The sequence below is a fragment of the Allobosea sp. Tri-44 genome (assembly GCF_004123845.1).
Classification (GTDB): domain Bacteria; phylum Pseudomonadota; class Alphaproteobacteria; order Rhizobiales; family Beijerinckiaceae; genus Allobosea.
The window spans coordinates 329,998-348,640 of record NZ_NBDP01000007.1; the positions used below are offsets into that span (position 1 = coordinate 329,998).

The 18,643-nt window shown below is 66.9% G+C and carries 17 protein-coding genes; 5 read left to right on the plus strand and 12 right to left on the minus strand.

Features of this window, described 5'->3' with window-relative positions; translation table 11 throughout:
• Position 1 precedes the first annotated feature (1 nt).
• From B6S44_RS08055 to B6S44_RS08110, 12 genes are all read right to left on the minus strand, one after another.
• On the minus strand, positions 2 to 745 hold the full coding sequence (locus B6S44_RS08055; RefSeq protein WP_129156355.1) for an SDR family NAD(P)-dependent oxidoreductase: 744 nt from the start codon (positions 743 to 745) through the stop codon (positions 2 to 4).
• 29 nt (positions 746 to 774) lie between these two features.
• Positions 775 to 1,488: an ABC transporter ATP-binding protein gene (locus B6S44_RS08060; protein WP_129156357.1), complete on the minus strand. Its 714-nt coding sequence runs from the start codon at positions 1,486 to 1,488 to the stop codon at positions 775 to 777.
• Positions 1,481 to 2,266: an ABC transporter ATP-binding protein gene (locus B6S44_RS08065; RefSeq protein WP_129156359.1), complete on the minus strand. Its 786-nt coding sequence runs from the start codon at positions 2,264 to 2,266 to the stop codon at positions 1,481 to 1,483. The genes B6S44_RS08060 and B6S44_RS08065 overlap by 8 nt, the downstream gene beginning before the upstream one ends.
• A complete protein-coding gene (locus tag B6S44_RS08070) occupies positions 2,256 to 3,239 on the minus strand; it encodes a branched-chain amino acid ABC transporter permease (protein ID WP_206735095.1) in 984 nt (327 codons plus the stop codon). Before B6S44_RS08070 ends, B6S44_RS08065 begins: the two co-directional genes overlap by 11 nt.
• 4 nt (positions 3,240 to 3,243) lie before the next feature.
• The gene (locus B6S44_RS08075) at positions 3,244 to 4,146 is read right to left on the minus strand and encodes a branched-chain amino acid ABC transporter permease (RefSeq protein WP_129156361.1); all 903 of its coding nucleotides are present in this window, start codon (positions 4,144 to 4,146) and stop codon (positions 3,244 to 3,246) included.
• Positions 4,147 to 4,232: 86 nt separating this feature from the next.
• Positions 4,233 to 5,444, minus strand: coding sequence for an ABC transporter substrate-binding protein (locus tag B6S44_RS08080; RefSeq protein WP_206735096.1), 1,212 nt, complete (start codon positions 5,442 to 5,444; stop codon positions 4,233 to 4,235).
• Positions 5,445 to 6,057: 613 nt separating this feature from the next.
• Positions 6,058 to 7,137 (minus strand): hypothetical protein, encoded by a 1,080-nt coding sequence (locus B6S44_RS08085; protein ID WP_129156363.1) that lies wholly within the window; start codon positions 7,135 to 7,137, stop codon positions 6,058 to 6,060.
• 1 nt (position 7,138) lies between these two features.
• On the minus strand, positions 7,139 to 8,674 hold the full coding sequence (locus B6S44_RS08090; RefSeq protein ID WP_129156365.1) for a class I adenylate-forming enzyme family protein: 1,536 nt from the start codon (positions 8,672 to 8,674) through the stop codon (positions 7,139 to 7,141).
• Between the two features lie 22 nt (positions 8,675 to 8,696).
• Positions 8,697 to 10,448: an ABC transporter permease subunit gene (locus B6S44_RS08095; protein WP_129156367.1), complete on the minus strand. Its 1,752-nt coding sequence runs from the start codon at positions 10,446 to 10,448 to the stop codon at positions 8,697 to 8,699.
• A complete protein-coding gene (locus B6S44_RS08100; protein WP_129156369.1) occupies positions 10,445 to 11,521 on the minus strand; it encodes an ABC transporter ATP-binding protein in 1,077 nt (358 codons plus the stop codon). Before B6S44_RS08100 ends, B6S44_RS08095 begins: the two co-directional genes overlap by 4 nt.
• 23 nt (positions 11,522 to 11,544) lie before the next feature.
• Positions 11,545 to 12,612 carry an ABC transporter substrate-binding protein gene (locus tag B6S44_RS08105; protein WP_164985754.1) on the minus strand — a complete coding sequence of 356 codons (1,068 nt, stop codon included), beginning with the start codon at positions 12,610 to 12,612 and terminating at the stop codon, positions 11,545 to 11,547.
• 71 nt (positions 12,613 to 12,683) lie between these two features.
• Positions 12,684 to 13,457 (minus strand): enoyl-CoA hydratase/isomerase family protein, encoded by a 774-nt coding sequence (locus tag B6S44_RS08110; RefSeq protein WP_129156373.1) that lies wholly within the window; start codon positions 13,455 to 13,457, stop codon positions 12,684 to 12,686.
• A 121-nt stretch (positions 13,458 to 13,578) separates the two neighbouring features.
• Between B6S44_RS08110 and B6S44_RS08115 the strand changes: the two genes are divergently transcribed.
• The 5 genes from B6S44_RS08115 (at position 13,579) to B6S44_RS08135 (ending at position 18,573) form a co-directional block, all read left to right on the plus strand.
• Positions 13,579 to 14,403 carry an IclR family transcriptional regulator gene (locus B6S44_RS08115; RefSeq protein ID WP_248309494.1) on the plus strand — a complete coding sequence of 275 codons (825 nt, stop codon included), beginning with the start codon at positions 13,579 to 13,581 and terminating at the stop codon, positions 14,401 to 14,403.
• Between the two features lie 90 nt (positions 14,404 to 14,493).
• Positions 14,494 to 14,808 carry a (2Fe-2S)-binding protein gene (locus tag B6S44_RS08120; protein ID WP_206735097.1) on the plus strand — a complete coding sequence of 105 codons (315 nt, stop codon included), beginning with the start codon at positions 14,494 to 14,496 and terminating at the stop codon, positions 14,806 to 14,808.
• Positions 14,801 to 16,159 carry an FAD/NAD(P)-dependent oxidoreductase gene (locus B6S44_RS08125; protein WP_129156375.1) on the plus strand — a complete coding sequence of 453 codons (1,359 nt, stop codon included), beginning with the start codon at positions 14,801 to 14,803 and terminating at the stop codon, positions 16,157 to 16,159. The genes B6S44_RS08120 and B6S44_RS08125 overlap by 8 nt, the downstream gene beginning before the upstream one ends.
• Positions 16,156 to 17,310: an NAD(P)/FAD-dependent oxidoreductase gene (locus tag B6S44_RS08130; protein ID WP_129156377.1), complete on the plus strand. Its 1,155-nt coding sequence runs from the start codon at positions 16,156 to 16,158 to the stop codon at positions 17,308 to 17,310. The genes B6S44_RS08125 and B6S44_RS08130 overlap by 4 nt, the downstream gene beginning before the upstream one ends.
• 354 nt (positions 17,311 to 17,664) lie before the next feature.
• A complete protein-coding gene (locus B6S44_RS08135) occupies positions 17,665 to 18,573 on the plus strand; it encodes a LysR family transcriptional regulator (RefSeq protein WP_129156379.1) in 909 nt (302 codons plus the stop codon).
• Positions 18,574 to 18,643: the final 70 nt, after the last annotated feature.

The following is an 18,643-nucleotide window of genomic DNA, read 5'->3' on the forward strand; positions in this document are numbered from 1 at the left end:
CTCAGATGCCCATACCGCCGCCGAGCGACTTGCCGCCGTCGACGAGCAGGACCTGGCCGTAGATGAAATTGGTGCACGGCGAGGCGAGGAAGGCGACGGCGTTGGCGATGTCCTCGGGGGCGGCGAGCGCGCCGGTCGGCTGCTGGGCGAGCAAAGCGGCGCGGGCCTCTTCTGACTGCTTCGCCACCATCTCGGTCGCGACCGCGCCCGGCGCCACGGCGTTGACCGCGATGCCACGCGGCATCAGCTCCATCGCCATCGCCCGCGTCAGCCCGACGACGGCCGCCTTCGAGGCGACGTAATGGGCATGGTTGCGCGCGCCAAGAAAGGTCCGCGAGGCGATGTTGACGATGCGCCCGCCCCTTTCCATCCGCCGTGCCACGGCCTGCGAGAGCAGGAACAGCGCGGTGACGTTGACGTCCATCATCCCTCTGAAATCGCCGGCGGCGAGCTCGAAGAACGGCTTGTTCTCGAAGACCCCGGCATTGTTGACGAGCACCTGCGCCGCCGGCAGCCGTTCCGCCAGCGCAGCCAGGCCGTCGTGATCGGCAAGATCGATCGGCTCGAAGAAGACGCTGTGCCCGCGCGCCGTCAGTCCAGCCACGAGTGCGGTCGCAGCCTCCGCCTCACGATCGAGGATGCCGACCGCAAAGCCGTCCGCACAGAAGCGCTCGACGATGGCCCGGCCGATCCCGCGGGCACCGCCGGTGACGAGGGCGAGAGATTTATCCTGCTGGGCAGCCATCAGCCAGATCCTGTGCGCTTGGTCCCGGCTCAGCCGCCGAGATAGGTGCGGCGGACGCTGTCGTCTCGTCGCAGGTGTTCGGACGGACCCTCGAGGGCCACCTCGCCGTTCTCGAGGATGTAGGCGTAGGAGGAGCAGCCGAGTGCGATTGCCGCGTTCTGCTCGACGAGCAGGATGGTGAGCCCCTCGCGGTTCAGCCGTTCGATGATCGCGAAGATCTGCTGGACCAGCAGCGGCGAAAGCCCGAGCGACGGCTCGTCGAGCAGCAGCAGCCGTGGCCCCGCCATCAGCGCGCGGCCGATCAGCAGCATCTGCTGCTCGCCGCCGGAAAGGGTGCCGGCCTTCTGCTGCAGCCGCTCCTTCAGCTTGGGGAAGTACTCGAACACCCGCTCCAGATCGCGCCTGATCCCGGCCGCATCGCTGCGGCGATAGGCGCCCATGTCGAGGTTCTCGCGCACGCTCATGTCGCGGAACACCTCGCGTCCCTCGGGCACCTGCAGGATTCCGGCGGAAACGACCTTGTGCGACGGCCAGGACTGGATCGCCTCGCCGGCGAACCGGATCTGTCCCGTCGTCACGGGCACGAGTCGCGACACGGTATTGAGCGTCGTGCTCTTGCCGGCGCCGTTCGAGCCGAGCAGGGCGACAATGGCGCCCTCGGGCACCTTGAGCGAAACCTCCGAGAGCGCCTGGATGCGGCCATAGGAGGCGCAGATGGCGTCGATTTCGAGCAGGTCAGCCATGGAGCGTCTCCTGCGTGGTCTCGCGGCCGAGATAGGCTTCGATGACGGCGGGATGGGCGCGCACCTCGGCGGCGGTACCCTCGGCGATCTTGGTGCCGAAACTCAGCACGGTGATGCGGTCCGAGATCGACATGACCAGCTGCATGACGTGCTCGACCAGGAGGATGGTGATGCCGTCGCGCTCGCGCAGCTCGCAGAGCAATCGGTCGAGCGCCGCGATCTCGCGATTGCGCAGGCCTGCCGCCGGCTCGTCAAGCAGCAGCAGCCTGGGGCGGATCGCCAAAGCGCGGGCGATCTCGACCATTTTCTGGTGGCCGAAGTCGAGATTGCGCGCCTTGGTCTGGGCGTAGGCCGAGAGACCGGTGCGCTCGAGCAGGTGCTCGACATGCTCGACGATTCCGCGCGGCCGGGCGCTGATCGCGTCGCGCCAGGAGCGGCCGGCGTGGACATGCGCGCCGATCAGCACGTTCTCGAAGACCGTCAGTTCGGCGAACAGCTCGAGATTCTGGAAGCTGCGGGCGATGCCGAGCCCGGCCATCCCCCTGGCGGGCATGCGGGTGATGTCGCGCCCGTCATAGGTGATGCGGCCTTCGCTCGGCGTGTAGAAGCGCGAGATGCAGTTGAAAGTGGTCGATTTGCCGGCGCCGTTCGGGCCGATCAGCGCATGGATCGAGCCCTTCGCCACCGCCATGTCGAGCCCGCCGACCGCGGTGAGCCCGCCGAAGCGGATGGTCAGGCCCGCGACATCGAGGAAGGGCGCGGCGGTCTCAGCGACCATGGCGCGCCTCCCGGATGCGGTCGCCGATGAAGGCGAAGAGGCCGCGCGGCGCGTACATCATGAACAGGATCAGGATCGCGCCGTAGATGATCTCCTGATATTGCGGCGCCTGGCGCAGCACCTCCGAGATCAGGCCGAAGACGATGGCGCCCCCGATCGCGCCCCCGATCGAGCCCAGCCCGCCGACGACGACCATGGTCAGCACCAGGATCGTGGTCTGGAAGCCGAGGCTGTCGGGATGGATGAAGGTCTGGAACAGGCCGAACATGCCGCCGGCGAAGCCCGCAATCGCGGCGGAGAGACCGAACGCCACGACCCGGGTGCGGCGCACGTCGATGCCCATGGCCATGGCCGCGACCTCGGACTCGCGCACGGCGCGGAAGGAGCGTCCGAGCCGCGAGCGTGAGATCGCGACGGTGACCCCGATCATCAGCAGGCAGAAGAACAGGACGAAGGGGTAGGCCTGCTTGTCGCTGAGGATCTCGAGCGGGCCGAAGCGCGCCGGGCTGATGCGCAGGCCGTTCGGGCCGTTGGTGACGCTGTCCCAGTTGGCGAAGACCCATTGCATCGCCTCGCCGAAGGCGAAGGTGGCGAGCGCCAGGTAGATGTCGCGCATGCGCAGCGCCAGCGCGCCGATGAACAGGCCGACGATGCCGGCGACGAGCGCGCCGAACAGCATGGCGAAGGGATAGGGCAGGTCGACGGCGCGGTTGGCCAGTGCGCTGGCATAGATGCCGATGCCGTAGAAGGCGGCGTGGGCCATGGAAAACTGACCGGTCTCGCCGATGACGATGTGCAGCCCGAGGCAGAGCACCACGAAGACCAGCAGCAGATTGGCGATGTAGATGACGTAGCCCGTGGTGAAGGCCGGCAGGGCCACCGCGACGAGCGCCGCCACCGCCAGGCCTGCGATGGCCGGGCCCGAGAGGGCACGCTTGCCGGGTGCTGCCGATGCGAGGGGAGAGGACGACACGGGGTCAGACCTTCTTGATCGTCAGCTTCCCGCCGAACAGGCCCTGCGGACGCAGGACGAGCACGATCAGGATGGCGAGGAAGGGGGCGAGCACGATGGCGCGGGAGGAGATGAACAGCCCGACCATGTTTTCGACGATGCCGATGATGAAGCCACCGACGATGGCGCCGGGCAGGCTCGAGAAACCGCCGACGATCGCCGCCGCGAAGGCGAGCATGACGATCGAGCCCATGTCCGCGGTCATCAGGATCTTGGGCGAGATCAGCAGCGCCGCGATCGCCGAGATAACGCCCGACAGGCCCCAGATCAGCATATGGCAGCGGCGCAGGTCGACGCCGACGAGTTGGGCCGCCTTCGGGTTCATGCCGACGGCGCGCATCGCCCGCCCCGTCTTGGTGTAGTTGAACATCCAGAAGAAGGCCGCCATCACGGCGACGGCGGTGCCGAAGATCGCAAGGTCGAGCAGGGTGACCGACGCCTGGCCGATCATGACGGAATCGGTCGGCACCAGAGCGGGGAAGGAGCGCGGCGTGTCGCCGAAGCCGGTGCGGCGCACGAGCCCCTTCAGGACATAGGACAGGCCGAGCGTGGCGATGACGAGATAGACGAGGTCCTTGGCCGATTTCGCGACCTGGTCGAGCACGACGCGCCGGAACAGCGCCATGGCGAGGAAGGCCGCGAGCAGCGTCGCCGGCAGCACGACCCAGATCGGCATCTGCTGGAAGACGAAGAGATAGAGCGCGACATAGCCGGCGGCCATGAAGACCTCGCCCTGGGCGAAGTTCGGCACGTCCGAGGTCTTGAAGATGATCACGATGGCGAGCGCGAGCAGGGCGTAGACGCTGCCCGAGACCAGCCCCGAGGCGATGCCTTGCTGCAGGAAGATCAGCGCGAGTTGCAGGTCCATGTCCGGCCGGGGCTCAGGTCAGGGGAGAGATGGCGGCTCGGGGGCCGCCATCCGATGTCGGGCGAGGGCGAGACTGCCCGCGACGATCACTTCGGCTCATAGGTCCAGCGGCTGGTGAAGACGCCTGGTAGCGGGGTCATCGTCGTGCCGTCGTATTTGATGAAGATCGTCGAGCGGTTCGCGGCGCGCTGCTGCGGCCCGAACTGCATGCGCCCGGCCATGACGCCCGAGTCGAAGTCCTGCGTCTTCAGGGCGGCGAGCACCTTCTCGCGGGTCGGGTTCGGGCCGGCATCCTGCAGCGCCTTGACCACGGACATCGCCGGAGGGATGCCGTACGGCATGTAGGTCTGCGGATGGTCGGGCTTGGCGGCGAGATCGGGATAGGCCGCCTTGTACATGTCGTAGATCGGCTTGAGCTTGTCGCCGCCGGGCGAGTCGATCATGACCTCCTGGGTATAGAAGTTCTTCAGCGCGTCCTTGCCGACATTGCCGACGAGCTGGTTGAGGCTCGCCGTGCCGGTGACCGAGAGGATGATCGGCTTGTTGAAGCCGAGCTCGGCCGCCTTCTTGATCAGCAATGCGGCCGGACGGGCATAGGTCACGAGCAGGATCGCGTCCGGATTGGCGGCGCGCAGCTTCAGGAAGGGCGCTGTGACATCATTGATGGTCGGGTTTACCGATTCGACCACGAGCTTGACGCCGCTGACCTCGGCGTCCTTCTTCGAGCCTTCGAGATTCCAGGCGCCGTAGGCGTCGTCGTGGTTGATGTAGGCGACCGTCTTGGCGCCCAGGCTCTTGGCGGCGAATTCGACCATGGCGCCCCCGACCGCGTATTGCGAGATCGAGAAGGCGCCGAAGATGTAGTCGGTCGGCGGGAACAACGCGCCGTCACCCGACGCGTTGAGCATCAGATAGGGCACCTTGTTGCGGACGATGTAGTCCTTGGCGGCGACGACGGCGGCCGAGCAGGAGCCGCCGTTGAGCATGAAGACGTTCTCCTGCTCCACCAGCTTCTTGACGGCGGCGACGAGATCGTTGGCGTTGCAGCGGTCGTCCTCGACGACGTATTCGATCTTGCGGCCGTGGATGCCGCCGTCCTTGTTGATCTTGTCGTAGTACATCTTCGCCGCGTTCACGACGTCGAAGCCATAGGCCATGTTCTGGCCCGAGAGCGGCCCGAAGATACCGATCTTGATCGTCTTGTCGGTGATGCCGGGCTCCTGCGCGCCGGCTGCGAGGTTCATCAACAGCCCGCCGGCCAGTGTCAGGCCGCGTACGATTCCGTTCGTCTTCATCATGTCCCTCCCTGTCATCGCTTTGCCTTGTCGTTGAGGTGGCCCGCCTCGGCAGGGCGGTCCGATCCTGCGGAGGATCATAGCGGAGTGCACCGCCGCCTCTGTCACAGCCGCTTGGGACATCCGGCGTCACCGTCTGCGCGGGCGGCCGTCATCGACGCGGCTCGGCTTCGAGCGATAGCCCGGGTGCGCCGGGCGATGGATAGGACAGTTTCCGGACAATGTGGAAGGTGCGCATGAGTGGTGCGCATCGCCTGCTCGGCACGGTCGGCATCGCGCGGCGGCAATGTCGACTTCGATGAGCGGTTCATTCGGTCGCGTCTCACCGGAGAGGATCCCGTTCCGCAGCGTCTCATAGACATCGCCCGAGCGGCGGCGGGCGGCAGCGGCTTTCTCTGCGTTCACTTCGGGAAACCGCTCTGGCACTGGAAGGACGAGGCGCTTTTGCAAGCCGGCGATCGGTTCGCATCTTGTCGCTATGCGACGAGAATGCCGGGTTTCCGACGACACCGCTGTCACCACGGGTGGGGACATGTTGCGGGCGTTCCGGAGTATCCGGTGGCATCGCCGAGTAGGCGTCCGAGCACGGCGTGCTTCGACCCGCGATCGAGGCGAACTAGCGCTTCATCAGAGCAGCGCGCAGCTGAAGCAACTCCTCGCAGACGGCTTCAAGCTCTCCCACGAAAAAGCCATTGCGAAGGGCAGGAATATGGTCGGCGAGCCTGTCGCCGAGGAGGCCGGTGAAGCTGGCCTTGCCTTCGGGTGAAACAACGAGACCGTTCTCTTCCTCGAATGATGCATTCCAGGCAATCGCTTCGGCCTGGGCGACACCGTCTGGAAGATCGGGTTCGAGCGTCCCATCGGTCAGCCGGACCGGATAACCGCCCGGTAACCCGTTCGGGCCGGGCACATGGCCACCCCATGACCGGCCGGCCGCCATGGCGAGCAGCATGGGGACGCCGCTCGCCCCCGATATCTCGATGACCGGCTCGGGGGTGAGCTGGATATCGGCGAAACGCCCGTAGACATCCTCGACCTCGGTGCCGTCCAGCCAGACGCGCGGCGCCCGTCCGCCGCGTTCCTCAGGCCGGCGGCGCCAGGCCGCGAGGTTCTGGTAATGCGCGAGGACCTTCAGATCAGCTCCCGGCGGCGTGGCGGCCGAGCCGGCGAAGACATTCGACAGGATCGCGACATTGCCCATGCCGCACGCGACGTCGTGGCCCATCGCGCGGATCATGCCGTTGACCACGTCGGGGAAGCCGCAATTGACCAGCGTCACAGGCTTGCCGCTGCGCGTGATCGCCGCCGCGACCCGCGAGCTGAGCAGCGCCTGGAAAACCGCCGTGGCGCTCAGGCCGCCTTCGGCGACGAGCTGCGTCCAGGCATTGCCGCTCTGGGCGATCACCTGCGAGGTCTGGATCGAAGCGGCCTGCACCACGATGCGCGGAGCGGTCGCCGCTAGCATCTCGTCGGACGCGTTCGGAACGAGCAGATCGACCGCATGTGTCGTGAAACGCGCCTTCTTGCCGAACAGCGCCGCGCGGGCATTGGCGGCGGTGCGCAGCCAGTTCAGGCGCTCGCGATTGCGGCCGGCGATGATCACCTCGACCGATTCGTCGGCGGTCGCTGCGATGTCGAAGGCGATACGCGCGGCGAAGCCACCGGTGCCCGAGATCAGGATGTCGCAACCGGCCATGTCAGAATCTCGTCGCCATCGCCGCCCGGTCCCAGCAATCGTCGAGCCGCGGCGAGAGCTTGTGCTTCATGATGCGCTGGCTCGCCGTGCGCTCGAATTCGTCGATGACGGCGATGTAGCGCGGGTTCTGGTAGGGCGCGAGACGCTGGCCGAGCCAGCCGGACAGCGCCTGCGGATCGATGACGATGCCGTCGCGCGGCTTGACGAAAAGCTTGATGTCCTGCTCGCCGACATCGGCAGCGACGCCGATCATCGCGCAATCCTCGACCGCTTCATGCTCTGCCGCGACGTGCTCGACCTCCCAAGCCGAGACGTTCTCGCCCCGGCAGCGCACGCTGTCGGTCATCCGGCCATGGAAATAGAGATTGCCGTCGGCATCGAGGGAACCGAGATCGCCGGTGTGGAAACCATCCTCGCGCAACGCCTTCGCCGTCGCCTCGGGATTGTCGAGATAGCCGGGGAAGATCGCGCCGGGGATGCTGGTCTCGATCACGATCTCGCCGCGCTCGCTGGGGAGCACCGGCTGTCCGCCGGTGTCGAGCAGCTTCACCGTGAACCAGGGCAGCGGCCGGCCGACCGAGCCCGGCACCCCGGTCACATTGCAGGTCGTGAGGCTGGAGGCTTCCGTCATGCCGTAGCACTCGCGGATATCGATGCCGAAGCGGTCGCGGAACTGCGGCCAGATGTCGGGCGGACAGCCGCCGCCCCAGGCGATGCGCACGCCATGCTCGCGATCACGTGGCGACGGGGATTGCTTCAGCAGGATCTGCAGGATGCCGCCGAGATAGTGGATATGGCTGGCGCCTTCCGCCCTGACCTGATCCCAGAAGCGGCTGGCGCTGAAGCGCTCGACCATGGCGAGCGTGATGCCGCTGATCATCGGTAGCGGCAGGAGCTGGGCGCCGCCGATATGGTAGAGCGGCTCCCAGACGAAGAAGACATCTGCGGGCCGTGCATCGGACAGCCTCGCGACGCTCTCCGCCGCGAGCCGGAGCATGCGATGCGAGACGATCACGCCCTTCGGCCGGCCGGTGGTGCCCGATGTGTACATGATGGCGAAGACAGCATCGGCGGCCGGCGCCGGCTCGTCGAAGCGCTCGCTTCTGGCCAGGACGGCGTCGAGTTCGCCGCCCGGCGCGTGCAAGAGCTTTGGCAGGTCCGGCTCCGGGCCCATCGCCTCGGCGATCTGCGGCGCCAGTTCTGCATCGGCGATGACCAGCCGCGGCTGCGAATGCGTCAGTAGGTAGCGCAGCCCCTCGCCGCGCTGCTGGGCGTTGACCGGTACCCAGGCGACGCCGGCACGAGCAAGGCCGAAGACTACCGCGATCGTAGCGATCGAGTTGCGCATCATTACGGCGACCCTGTCGCCAGGCTTGATGCCGCGCGCCCTGAGATGGGTGGCGAAGGCGGCCGAGCGGCGTTCGAGCCCGGCATAGGTCACGGTCTCGCCGCAGAACCGCGCATAGACGCTGTCCGGCTCAGCGGCAGCACGCGTGGTCAGAAGGCTCACGAAGCCGTCGTCGTTGAAGGAGGTCATGCTCGGTCGTCGGCTCGGTCGATCAGGAAGAGGAGCGGAAGCGTTCCGCAAGCAGCAGCATCACCGTCACCACGACGAAGACGACCACGGAGACCGCGGCCAGCGTCGGGTTGAGCTGCAGGATCATGTCGTCCCACATCTGTTTCGGCAGCGTGGTCTTGATGCCGCCCGAGACGAAGATCGCGATCGTCAGCTCGTCGAAGGAGGTGATGAAGGCGAACAGGAAGGCAGCGATGAGACCGCCCTTCACGAGCGGAATGGTGACGCCGGTTAGGGTGCGCAGCCGGTTGGCGCCGAGCGTCGCCGCTGCCTGGTCGAGGCGCTGGTCGTAGGTCTTGAGCACGGCGGCGATGGTGACGAGCGTGAAAGGAATCGCCAGCACGGTGTGGCCGATGACGAGGCCGAGATCGGTCGCGATCAGCCCGAGCCGCGCGAAGAGATAGAACAGCCCGACCGCGATGACGATGCGCGGCACGATCATCGGCGCAAGGAAGAAGGCGAAGATCAGCCCGCCCCAGCGCGTGCGGCTGTTCGCCAGCGCCAGAGCCGTAAAGCCGCCGATGGCGGTTGCAGCAATTGCCGTGACGAAGGCGACCGCGAAGGAGCGGATCGTCGCCTGGATCCACAGCGGCGAGCTGAAATAGGCCTCGAACCAGCTCAGCCCATAGCCCGGCGGCGGAAATTCGAGGAACTGCGAGGAGGTGAAGGCGAGCGGGATGACGAGCAGCGTCGGCAGCACCAGGAAAGCGATGACGAGCCAGCAGAAGCCGGGCAGCAGCAGGTCGCAAACGCGCTTTCCGAACAGGGATCGCGCCAGTGTCGCGAGGTGGCCGGCAAGGGTCGCGACCGCTGCCAGGACCGCCAGGCCGAGGTTGCGGATGCGGCCGGTGCCGACCTGGGCGGAGCCACCGGCGATGGTCGAGAGCCCGAAGAGCCTGTCGTAGATCACGCAAGACACGAGCGCCGCCGCCAGCATCATCGCGGACAGTGCGCCGGCGAAGGACCAGTTCAACAGCTCCTGCACCTGCGTGATGATGAGCTGGGCGAGCATGGTCTCCTGCCGACCGCCGAGGAAGGCCGGGACGATGAAAAAGCCGAGCGAGGAGATGAAGACGAGGAGGCCGGCGGCCGCCACGCCGGGCAGCGACAGCTTGAAATAGACCAGCCAGAAGGCGCGCGCCGGCGCGGCCCCGAGCGTCTGCGCCGCCTGGACCAGCCGGCGATCGATGCCGGTCATCACCGGCAGCATGGTCATCACCGCCAGCGGCACCATGGCGTGCACCATGCCGACCATGACGCCGAACTGGTTGTGCAGCAGCGGCAAAGGCTGGTCGACGATGCCGGAGCCGGTCGCCAGCGAGTTGATGATACCGCTGCGCCCGAGCACGATCATCCAGGCGAAGGTCTTTACGAGATAGCTCGTCCAGAAAGGCACCATGACGAAGAGCAGCATGCGGCCGCGAAACAGGTCAGGCAGGCGTGCAATCCAGTAGGCGAGCGGATAACCGATCAGCAGCGACCAGATCGCCGTCCAGCCGGCGATGCGGAAGGTGATGCCGAGCACGCGCAGATAGACGTCCGTCGCGACGATGCGCTGATAGGCGCCGGCCGAGAAGGCGCCGCTCTCCGGATCGACGATGCTCAGGCCGAGCAATTGCGCGACCGGATAGACGAAGAAGACCGCCAGGAACAGGAGGCCTGGCACGGCCAGCCAGAGCGCGCCGAACCGCAGTTTGAGGCGCACCGGCGCGCTGCTGAGGGATACCGCGCTCATGCGACCAGCACCGCCTTGTCGCGCGACCAGCCGGCGACGATCCGCTCGTCGATCGCGGGCACCAGATCGTCGGGGCCGAGCCGCAGCACCAGCGGGCTGCCGTCGTCGAGCGCGGCGATGACACGCGTCTCGGAGCCGGCATAGACGACCTCGCTGACGCGGCCGCTCACGGCGTTGCCGTCTCGGGCGCCGAGATGCAGGTTCTCCGGCCGGATGACGAGGGTGGCATCCTTGCTCTGGCAACGCGCGCCGCTCGGCAAGGCGAAGCGCCCATGCGCCGTGTCGATCGCGCCATTGCCGTCCCAGCGCCCTCGGAAGATGTTGGAGATGCCGATGAAATCGGCGGCGAAGGCGGTGCGCGGGCGCTCGTAGATCTCGCGCGGCGTGCCGAGTTGCTCGATCCTGGCATGGTTCATCAGGCAGATGCGGTCGGACATGGCGAGCGCCTCTTCCTGGTCATGCGTGACATAGACGATGGTGGCGCCGCTCTCGCGATGCAGCCGCTTGATCTCGATCTGCATGTGCTCGCGCAGCTTCTTGTCGAGTGCGCCGAGCGGCTCGTCCATCAGGATGATCGAGGGTTGGTAGACAAAGCAGCGCGCCAGCGCGACGCGCTGCTGCTGGCCGCCGGACAACTCGCGCGGGAAGCGGCCGGCGAGATGGCCGAGATGGACCATCTCCAGCGTCGCCGCGACGCGTTTTTTGACTTCGGCGCCCGGGCGTCCGCGCATCTTCAGCGGGAAGGCGATGTTCTCGGCCACGGTCAGGTGCGGGAACAGCGCATAATGCTGGAAGACGAGGCCGATATCGCGCTGATGGACCGGCGTGGCCGACTGATCGCGCCCGTCGATCACGACCCGCCCTTCGCTCGCCTCGACCAGCCCGCAGATGAGCTGCAGCAGCGTGGTCTTGCCGGAGCCCGAAGGCCCCAGCAAGGTGAGGAACTCGCCCTCGGCGACGCTGAGCGAACTCGGCTCGAGGGCCGTGGTCGCGCCATAGCGCTTGCAAAGTCCTTCGATGACGAGCTTGCCCTCGACGACGAGCTTGGCCGCCTTCGGTTCGGTTCCGGTCATCGCGGCGCTCGTCGCCATCGGCATCAGGTCAGGAGCCAGGAGTTGAAGCGCTCGGTGACCTTCGAGCGATTGGCGCTCCACCAATCCTCGTTGGCGATCGCCATCTGCTTCAGGTTCTCCGGAGAGGTCGGCAGGACTTTTGCGCGCTCGGGCGAGATCGTCTGATAAGCGTCGAGATTGGTCGGGCCATAGGCGAGGGCTTCGGTGAAGGCGGCCTGCGCCTTCGGGTCCGAGCAGAAGCGGACGAACTGGCGGGCGACATCCGCCTTCGGCCCGCCCTTCGGCAGCCCCCAGCCCTCGATCGAGTAGAGCCCCTGATTCCAGACGATCCTGGCAGGCGTGCCGCCGTCGATCGCGGCCTGCAAGCGCGCATTCCAACCCGGCAGCATGTCGACTTCGCCGCTCTGCAGCAGCTGGGTCGACTGGGCGCCGCCGGTCCACCAGACCGCGACATGCGGCTTGATCTTGTCGAGGACCTTGAAGGCGCGGTCGATGTCGAGCGGGTAGAGCTTGTCGAGCGGCACGCCGTCGGCGAGCAGCGCCTGCTCGATCGTGTCGATCGGGTTCTTGCGCAGTGCGCGCCGGCCCGGGAACTTCTCGACATTGAAAAAATCGGCCCAGCTCGCCGGGGCGTTCTTCACCCGGTCGGTGCGGTAGGCGAAGATCGTCGAATAGACGTCCGTGCCCATGAATTCGGGCGAGATCGCCTGCGGCATCAGCCTGGGCACATCGGCATGCGCAAAGCCGATCGGATCGAGCAGGCCCTGCGTCTTCAGGATGTCGCGAGCCGAGAGCGTCAGCGTGCAGACATCCCAGGTGTAGGACTTGGTCTCGACCATCGCCTTGAACTGGGCGGTCGGCTCGGCCTCGCGGGCGACGTTGACGACCTTGTTGCCGGTCGCCTTCTCGAAGGGGTCGTAGAAGGCCTTGCGGAAGGCCGGCCCGAACGGCCCGCCGGGATCGGCGACCGTGATCTGGGTCGCGGCTCGGGCGATCCCGGTGAGGTAGGGCGCCGCAAGAGCGCCAGCGGCTGCGCCGCCGGCCAGTTGCAGCAGGGTGCGTCGCGTCGGCTTCGTCGTTCCGGTCGTCATCGTCATCTCCCCTTTCAAGCGGTTTTCCGCGTTTCCCCGTGGGTGATCAGATCGTCAGGCGCATTGTCTCATCAGGCGCTTTTGCGCGCGGCGCGAACGGCCAGGAACTGCTCCATCATCCGCGCCGGCTCGCCGGTGCCGTAGGCTTCGCGCTGATTGCGGATGCCGGCCTTGAGGCACTCGCGGAAGCTCTGCTCCGTGACTTCGCGGAAGCGGGCCTTGTTGAGGCGCATGGCGACGGGGGGCTTGCCGGCCAGTTCCTCGGCCAGCGCCAAGGTCGCCTCCATGACTGTCTGCTTCGGCACGATCCGGTTGATCAGGCCGATCCGGTAGCATTCGTCGGCATCCATCATCCGCCCGGTCAGGGTCAGGTCGATGGTGCGGGCGATCCCGATCATCTCGCGCATGATCCAGGGGCCGGTCACCGAGGCGATGCCGGAGTTGATCTCGGGCTGGCCCATGGTGACGCCGTCATGGCCGATGCGCAGGTCGCAGAGCAAAGCGACCTGGAAGGCCGAACCGGCGGCGACACCGTTCAAGGCGGCGATGATCGGCTTCGAGAGCGAGCGGAGCCGGTCGTAGAGCCGCTCCCACTCGTTCATCCAGGCTTCTGCCCGGTCCTGGTCAAAGGTCTTGGTCTCGTTGAGGTCCTGGCCGGCCCCGAAGGCGCGGCCGCCGGCGCCTGTCAGGATGATGGCCCGCACGGCCTCGTTCGCTTCGAGCTCGTCGAGGCCTTCGACGAGCCGGGACCGCATCGGCGCATTCCAGGCATTGAGGATCTGCGGCCGATTGAGGGTGAGGATGCCGACAGCGCCGCGCACCTCGACCAGAACAGAATCCTTCACACCGCCCTCCGATGAGTTTTTATTACAATACGATAACTTCTATTGAATATTCTGCGCGAAAGGCTCACCTTGTCAAGACCGCCGGCCACGGCCATTGATCGCGCCAGGAGAACAGGCCCCGATGACGATGCCCGAAGCGAGACAGACCGGACGCAAGCGAGCAGCCGCAGCAGGCGAAGAGGCCGTGCGCAAGGACGACGCGCTGATGGTCAATTCGGTCGAGAAGGCGTTCCGGGTGCTCTCGGCCTTCGGCCGCCAGCACCAGACGCTCAACCTGTCGCAGGTTGCTTCCGAGACGGGGATGGACGTCAGCGCCGCGCAGCGCTTCACCCACACGCTCACCAAGCTCGGCTATCTGCGCAAGGACGCGCAGACCAAGCGCTTCGAACTGACCGCGAAGACGCTCGATCTCGGCTACCACTTCGTGCGCAGCAGCCGTCTGCTCGACAGGGCGATGCCCTATCTCATGCACCTCAGCAAGGAGACCGAGGAGACGGTCAACCTCACCGTGCGCGAGGGGCCGGAGATCATCTTCGTCTCGCGCTTCCTCAGCCGCCATGTGCTGAACACCGACGTCATCATCGGCACGCGGATGCCGGCCTATTGCACGGCGCCCGGCATCGCCATGCTCTCGCGCCTGCCCGAGGAGGAGGCGATGGCGATCATCGACGCCTCCGACCTCAAGGCGCACACGCCCTCGACGACCTGGCGGCGCGATGCATTGCGCGAGAAACTGCGCCAGTCCGCAGCGCAGGGCTACGCCACCGCGTTCGAGGAGGTCTATCTCGGCGATGCCTCGATCGCCGCCGTGATCGTCGATCATCACGGTCGCCCCGAGGGAGCGGTGAACATCGCAACCTCGACCTCGCGCTTCAGCCATGCCGAGGTCATCTCGCGCTTTTCCTCTCTCGTTATCGCCACCGCGCACGCCATCTCGCGGGTCTGAGTTGAGCGGACTCAGCGCTTGACAGGCAGTCGAGTCACTTATCAATATTCGAGAACTATTATTGCATTGAAATAAAACTTCTGGATCGGAATGGACGCTTCCAAGGCCCAGTTCCGCCGTGTCGCGGCCCGCGCAGGACAGCCGGCGATGCTCAGCTTCGACGGCACGACCATCCGGGCGACGACCGGCGATAGCGTCCTTGCCGCGCTGCTGGAGAGCGGCGCCCTGATCCGCCGGCTGGAGTTCGGAGCCGAGCCGCGCGCCGGCTTCTGCCTGATGGGCGCTTGCCAGGACTGCTGGGTCTGGAGCGCCGAAGGCGGCCGGATCAGGGCCTGCACCACGCAGGTCGTCGACGGGATGATCCTCTCCGCCGAGCCGCAGCCGCTGGTCAGGGCGGATGGCTGACATCGTCATCGTCGGAGCCGGGCCGGCCGGCATCAGCGCAGCCGAGGTGCTGTGCGCGAAGGGGCTGAGGCCCGTTCTGATCGACGAGGGCGCGCGAGCAGGCGGCCAGGGCTATCGCCGGCCGGCCGACGATCTCGCGCTCGACATGAACCGGCTGATGGGGTCGGAGGCCGGGAAATACGCGGCATTGCATCGCCGCTTCGAGGCGCTGCGGCGGCAGATCGACTATCGTCCGCGGACGCTGGTCTGGGCCATCGACGGCAACCAGTTGCATCTGCTGCAGGACGGCCAAGCCGAGACGCTCGCCTTCGACAGGCTGCTGATCGCCAGCGGAGCGATGGACCGGGTGGTGCCCTTGCCCGGCTGGACCCTGCCCGGCGTGTTCACCCTCGGCGGCGCGCAGGTCGCGCTGAAGGATCAGGGCTGCCTGATCGGACGCCGCGTCGCCTTCCTGGGCTCGTCGCCTCTCTTGGCGCTGGCAGCAAAGCAATATCGCGACATGGGTGCGGAGATCGCTGTGATCGCCGATACCACGCCGTTGGCCGCCAAGGCCGCTGCCCTGCCGGCGCTGCTGCGGGCCCCGCGGACGCTGCTGCGCGGCATCTCGTATATGAGCGCGTCGCTGCGCGCCGGGACGCAGATGCTGCACGGTGTGACACCTGTCGCCGTCGAGGGAGAAGGCCGCGTCGAAGCTCTGCTCCTGCGAGATGCGCAGGGTCGTGAACGCCGTTTCGCCTGCGATGCGGTCGCGCTCGGCTATGGCCTGAAGCCGGAGACGCAGCTCGCCGACCTGGCGCAGGCCGAGTTCGCCTATGATCCGGATTTCAGGCTGCATCTGCCGAAGATCGATGGCCTGGGTCGAGCCCGGCCCGGCCTCTATCTCGCCGGGGACGGGGTGCGGATCGGCGGCGCCGACGCGGCCGAGGCGAGCGGCGCGCTCGCCGCCCACGCGATCCTCACCGATCTCGGCCAGCCGCAGGATGTCGAGGCGGTGAGGCGTTTGGCACGGCAGGTCGAGCGCCTGCGCGCTTTCCAGCGCGGGCTGGCGGGCGCCTTCGCCTGGCCAGCCGCGCAGATCGCCGCCCTGCCCGATTCCGTCATGCTGTGCCGCTGCGAGAACGTGATGGTCGGTGACGTCCGCACGGCGATGGGCAAGGAGCTCGGCCCGATCGAGGTCAACCGGGTCAAGGCGATGACCCGCTGTGGGATGGGGCGTTGCCAAGGCCGGGTCTGCGGTCCCGCCTTGCAGGAGATCGTAGCGGCCGGGCGGGACGGTGCCACCGCCGGGCGGCTGCGTGGCCAAGCCCCGGTCAAGCCGATCGCGCTCGCCGCCGCCGGCGATCCGGCATGAGCGAGCACACCAGCGATGTCGTGATCGTCGGGGGCGGGCTGATCGGCGCCTGGACCGCCTTTTTCCTCGCCCGGCGCGGACAACGTGTGAGCTTGATCGAGAAGGGCGTCGTCGGCGCGCAGTCGAGCGGCGTCAACTTCGGGAACCTGCGTCTCCAGGGCCGCTTTCCCGGCCAGTATCCGCTGTCCCTGCGCTCCCAGGCGCTCTGGGAGGATTTCGATGCGCTGATCGGCGAGGATTGTGAGTTCGAGCAGACCGGCCATCTCTATCTCGCCTACGACGAGGACGAGCATGCCAGACTAGAGGGCTATGCCGAGGTTTCCGAATCCTACGGGCTCACCATCGAACACCTCGGCCGTGTCGACCTCAAGCGGCGCTGGCCCTGGCTTGGCGAGCGCGCCGTCGCAGCAACCTTCTCGGCGCGCGACGCCACCGCCAATCCGCGCCTCGCCACCCCGGCGATTGCGCGCGCTGCCGCAAGGCACGGAGCCGTCATCCGCGAGAACACGCCTGTCACCGCAGTCGATCGCTCGGGCGACGGTTTTGCGCTGACGCTGGCCGACGGAGAAGCGTTGAGCTGCGGCGCGCTCGTCAACTGCGCCGGCGCCTGGGCGCTGGAGGTCGCGGAGCGTTTCGGCGAGACCGCGCCGGTCTTCCCGGCCGGCCCGCCCCAGTTCGTGACGGAGCCGTTTCCCTATCTGATCGGCCCGTCGGTTCAGGCGATCGACGGCTCGGTGATTTTTCGTCAGATTCCGCGCGGCAACATCATCCTGGCCGGCTATCCGCGCACGGCGGCCGACCCGGAGGCGAACCGCGCACCGGTCCCTCCCGCCAAGACGCTCGCGGCGATGAGGGCACTGGCGCGCGTCGCGCCCATGCTCGCACAGTGCCATGTCATCCGCGTCTGGTCCGGCATCGAGGCCTATCTGCCCGACATGATCCCGGTGATCGGGCGAAGCGAGACGACGGCGGGGCTGTTCCATGCCTTTGGCTTCTGCGGCCATGGCTTCCAGATCGGCCCCGGCGTTGGGCTCTGCCTAAGCGAGATGATCGTGGACGGCGCAACCCAGACGCCGCTGGAGCCGTTCTCGATCGGACGCTTTCGCACAAAGCAGGCGGTCAGCGAAAAATTCCGCAAGGAATTCGACTGATGGATCGAGAGATCAACGCTGATCATTCGATGGAGCGCCAACTGCTCGCGCTGGAGCCATTGACCTGCGACTGACTTGTCATTCAGCTGCGGTTAGAGCTTCGGCGGGTTTTTGCGCGGATTTGCGCGGTTGCGATGAGACCGGCGGCGCAGGCCGCCGGCGGGATGTAGTCGAGCGCAAGTAGCCAAATTCGATGTCGCAAAATGGCCCATTGTCGACATATGGAACGTCCGCTTCTGGGCGTCCGGTTTGAGTATCGGCGGGCAATTGACCCGCCGAAGGCAGACGAGGCTCCGGCTATTGCCGAGAGCAGCGGCGGCTGACAGGTGTCGCGGCTGCTCCTAGGATCGCATCATGCGTGCCCGTCAGATCGAAGTCTTTCGCATGGTCATGCGCTGCGGCACGCTGACCGGCGCCGCCGAGGCGCTCAATGTCTCGCAGCCGGCGCTCAGCCAGATCCTGCTGCACACCGAGGATGAGCTCGGCTTCAAGCTGTTCCTGCGGGTGAAGGGGCGACTGATCCCGACTCCCGAGGCCGAGGAGATCTATCCCGAGGTCGAGCGCCTGTTCGGCGATCTCGAAATGCTCAGGCGACGCACGCGTGACCTGCGTCACGGCAAGGCCGGCCTCGTGCGCCTCGCCGCCTCGGCACCGCCATCCCTCTCTTTCGTTCCGGAGGCGCTGCGTCATTTCCGTGCAGCGCATCCGAACACGCGCGTGCGCTCCTATGTCGTGCCGGCCGAGGTCATCCTGACCATGCTCGACCGCGACCAGGCCGGGCTCGGCATCGCCATGATGGACCAGCCGACGCCCTTCATCGAGACAGAGGTGGTCGGCTACACCCGCGTGGTCTGCGTGCTGCCGACCAGCCATCCGCTGGCCGAGCGCGAGGCCATCGGCGCAGAGGACCTCGATGGCGAGACGCTGATCTCCTACCGCGCCGAATCGCTGCCGGGGCAATTGCTGCGCGACGCGCTGGCCAAGCAAGGCCAGCCGTTCCGGCCTGAGATGGAGATCGACGTCTCGATCATCGCGCTCGCCTTCGTGCAGCAGAGACTCGGCGTCGCCGTCGTCGACGGTCTCCTGCCCTGGCACAATTTCCCCGGGCTGGTGACGCGTCCGTTCCGACCGCATGTCGCCTTGCCGCTCTGCCTGCTCACCAGCACGCGCCGGCCGCTCTCGCGCAGCCATGAGCTGCTGCGCAACCACATCCGCACGGCCTGCCAGCAGCTCGATCTCGACCAGCCTGCGCCCGAGGCATAAGGGCGACTTATCCGGCACTGCCGTTTTGGTGTTGGACCCTGCGCGGCACCCTCTCCAAGACTGGTCCGTC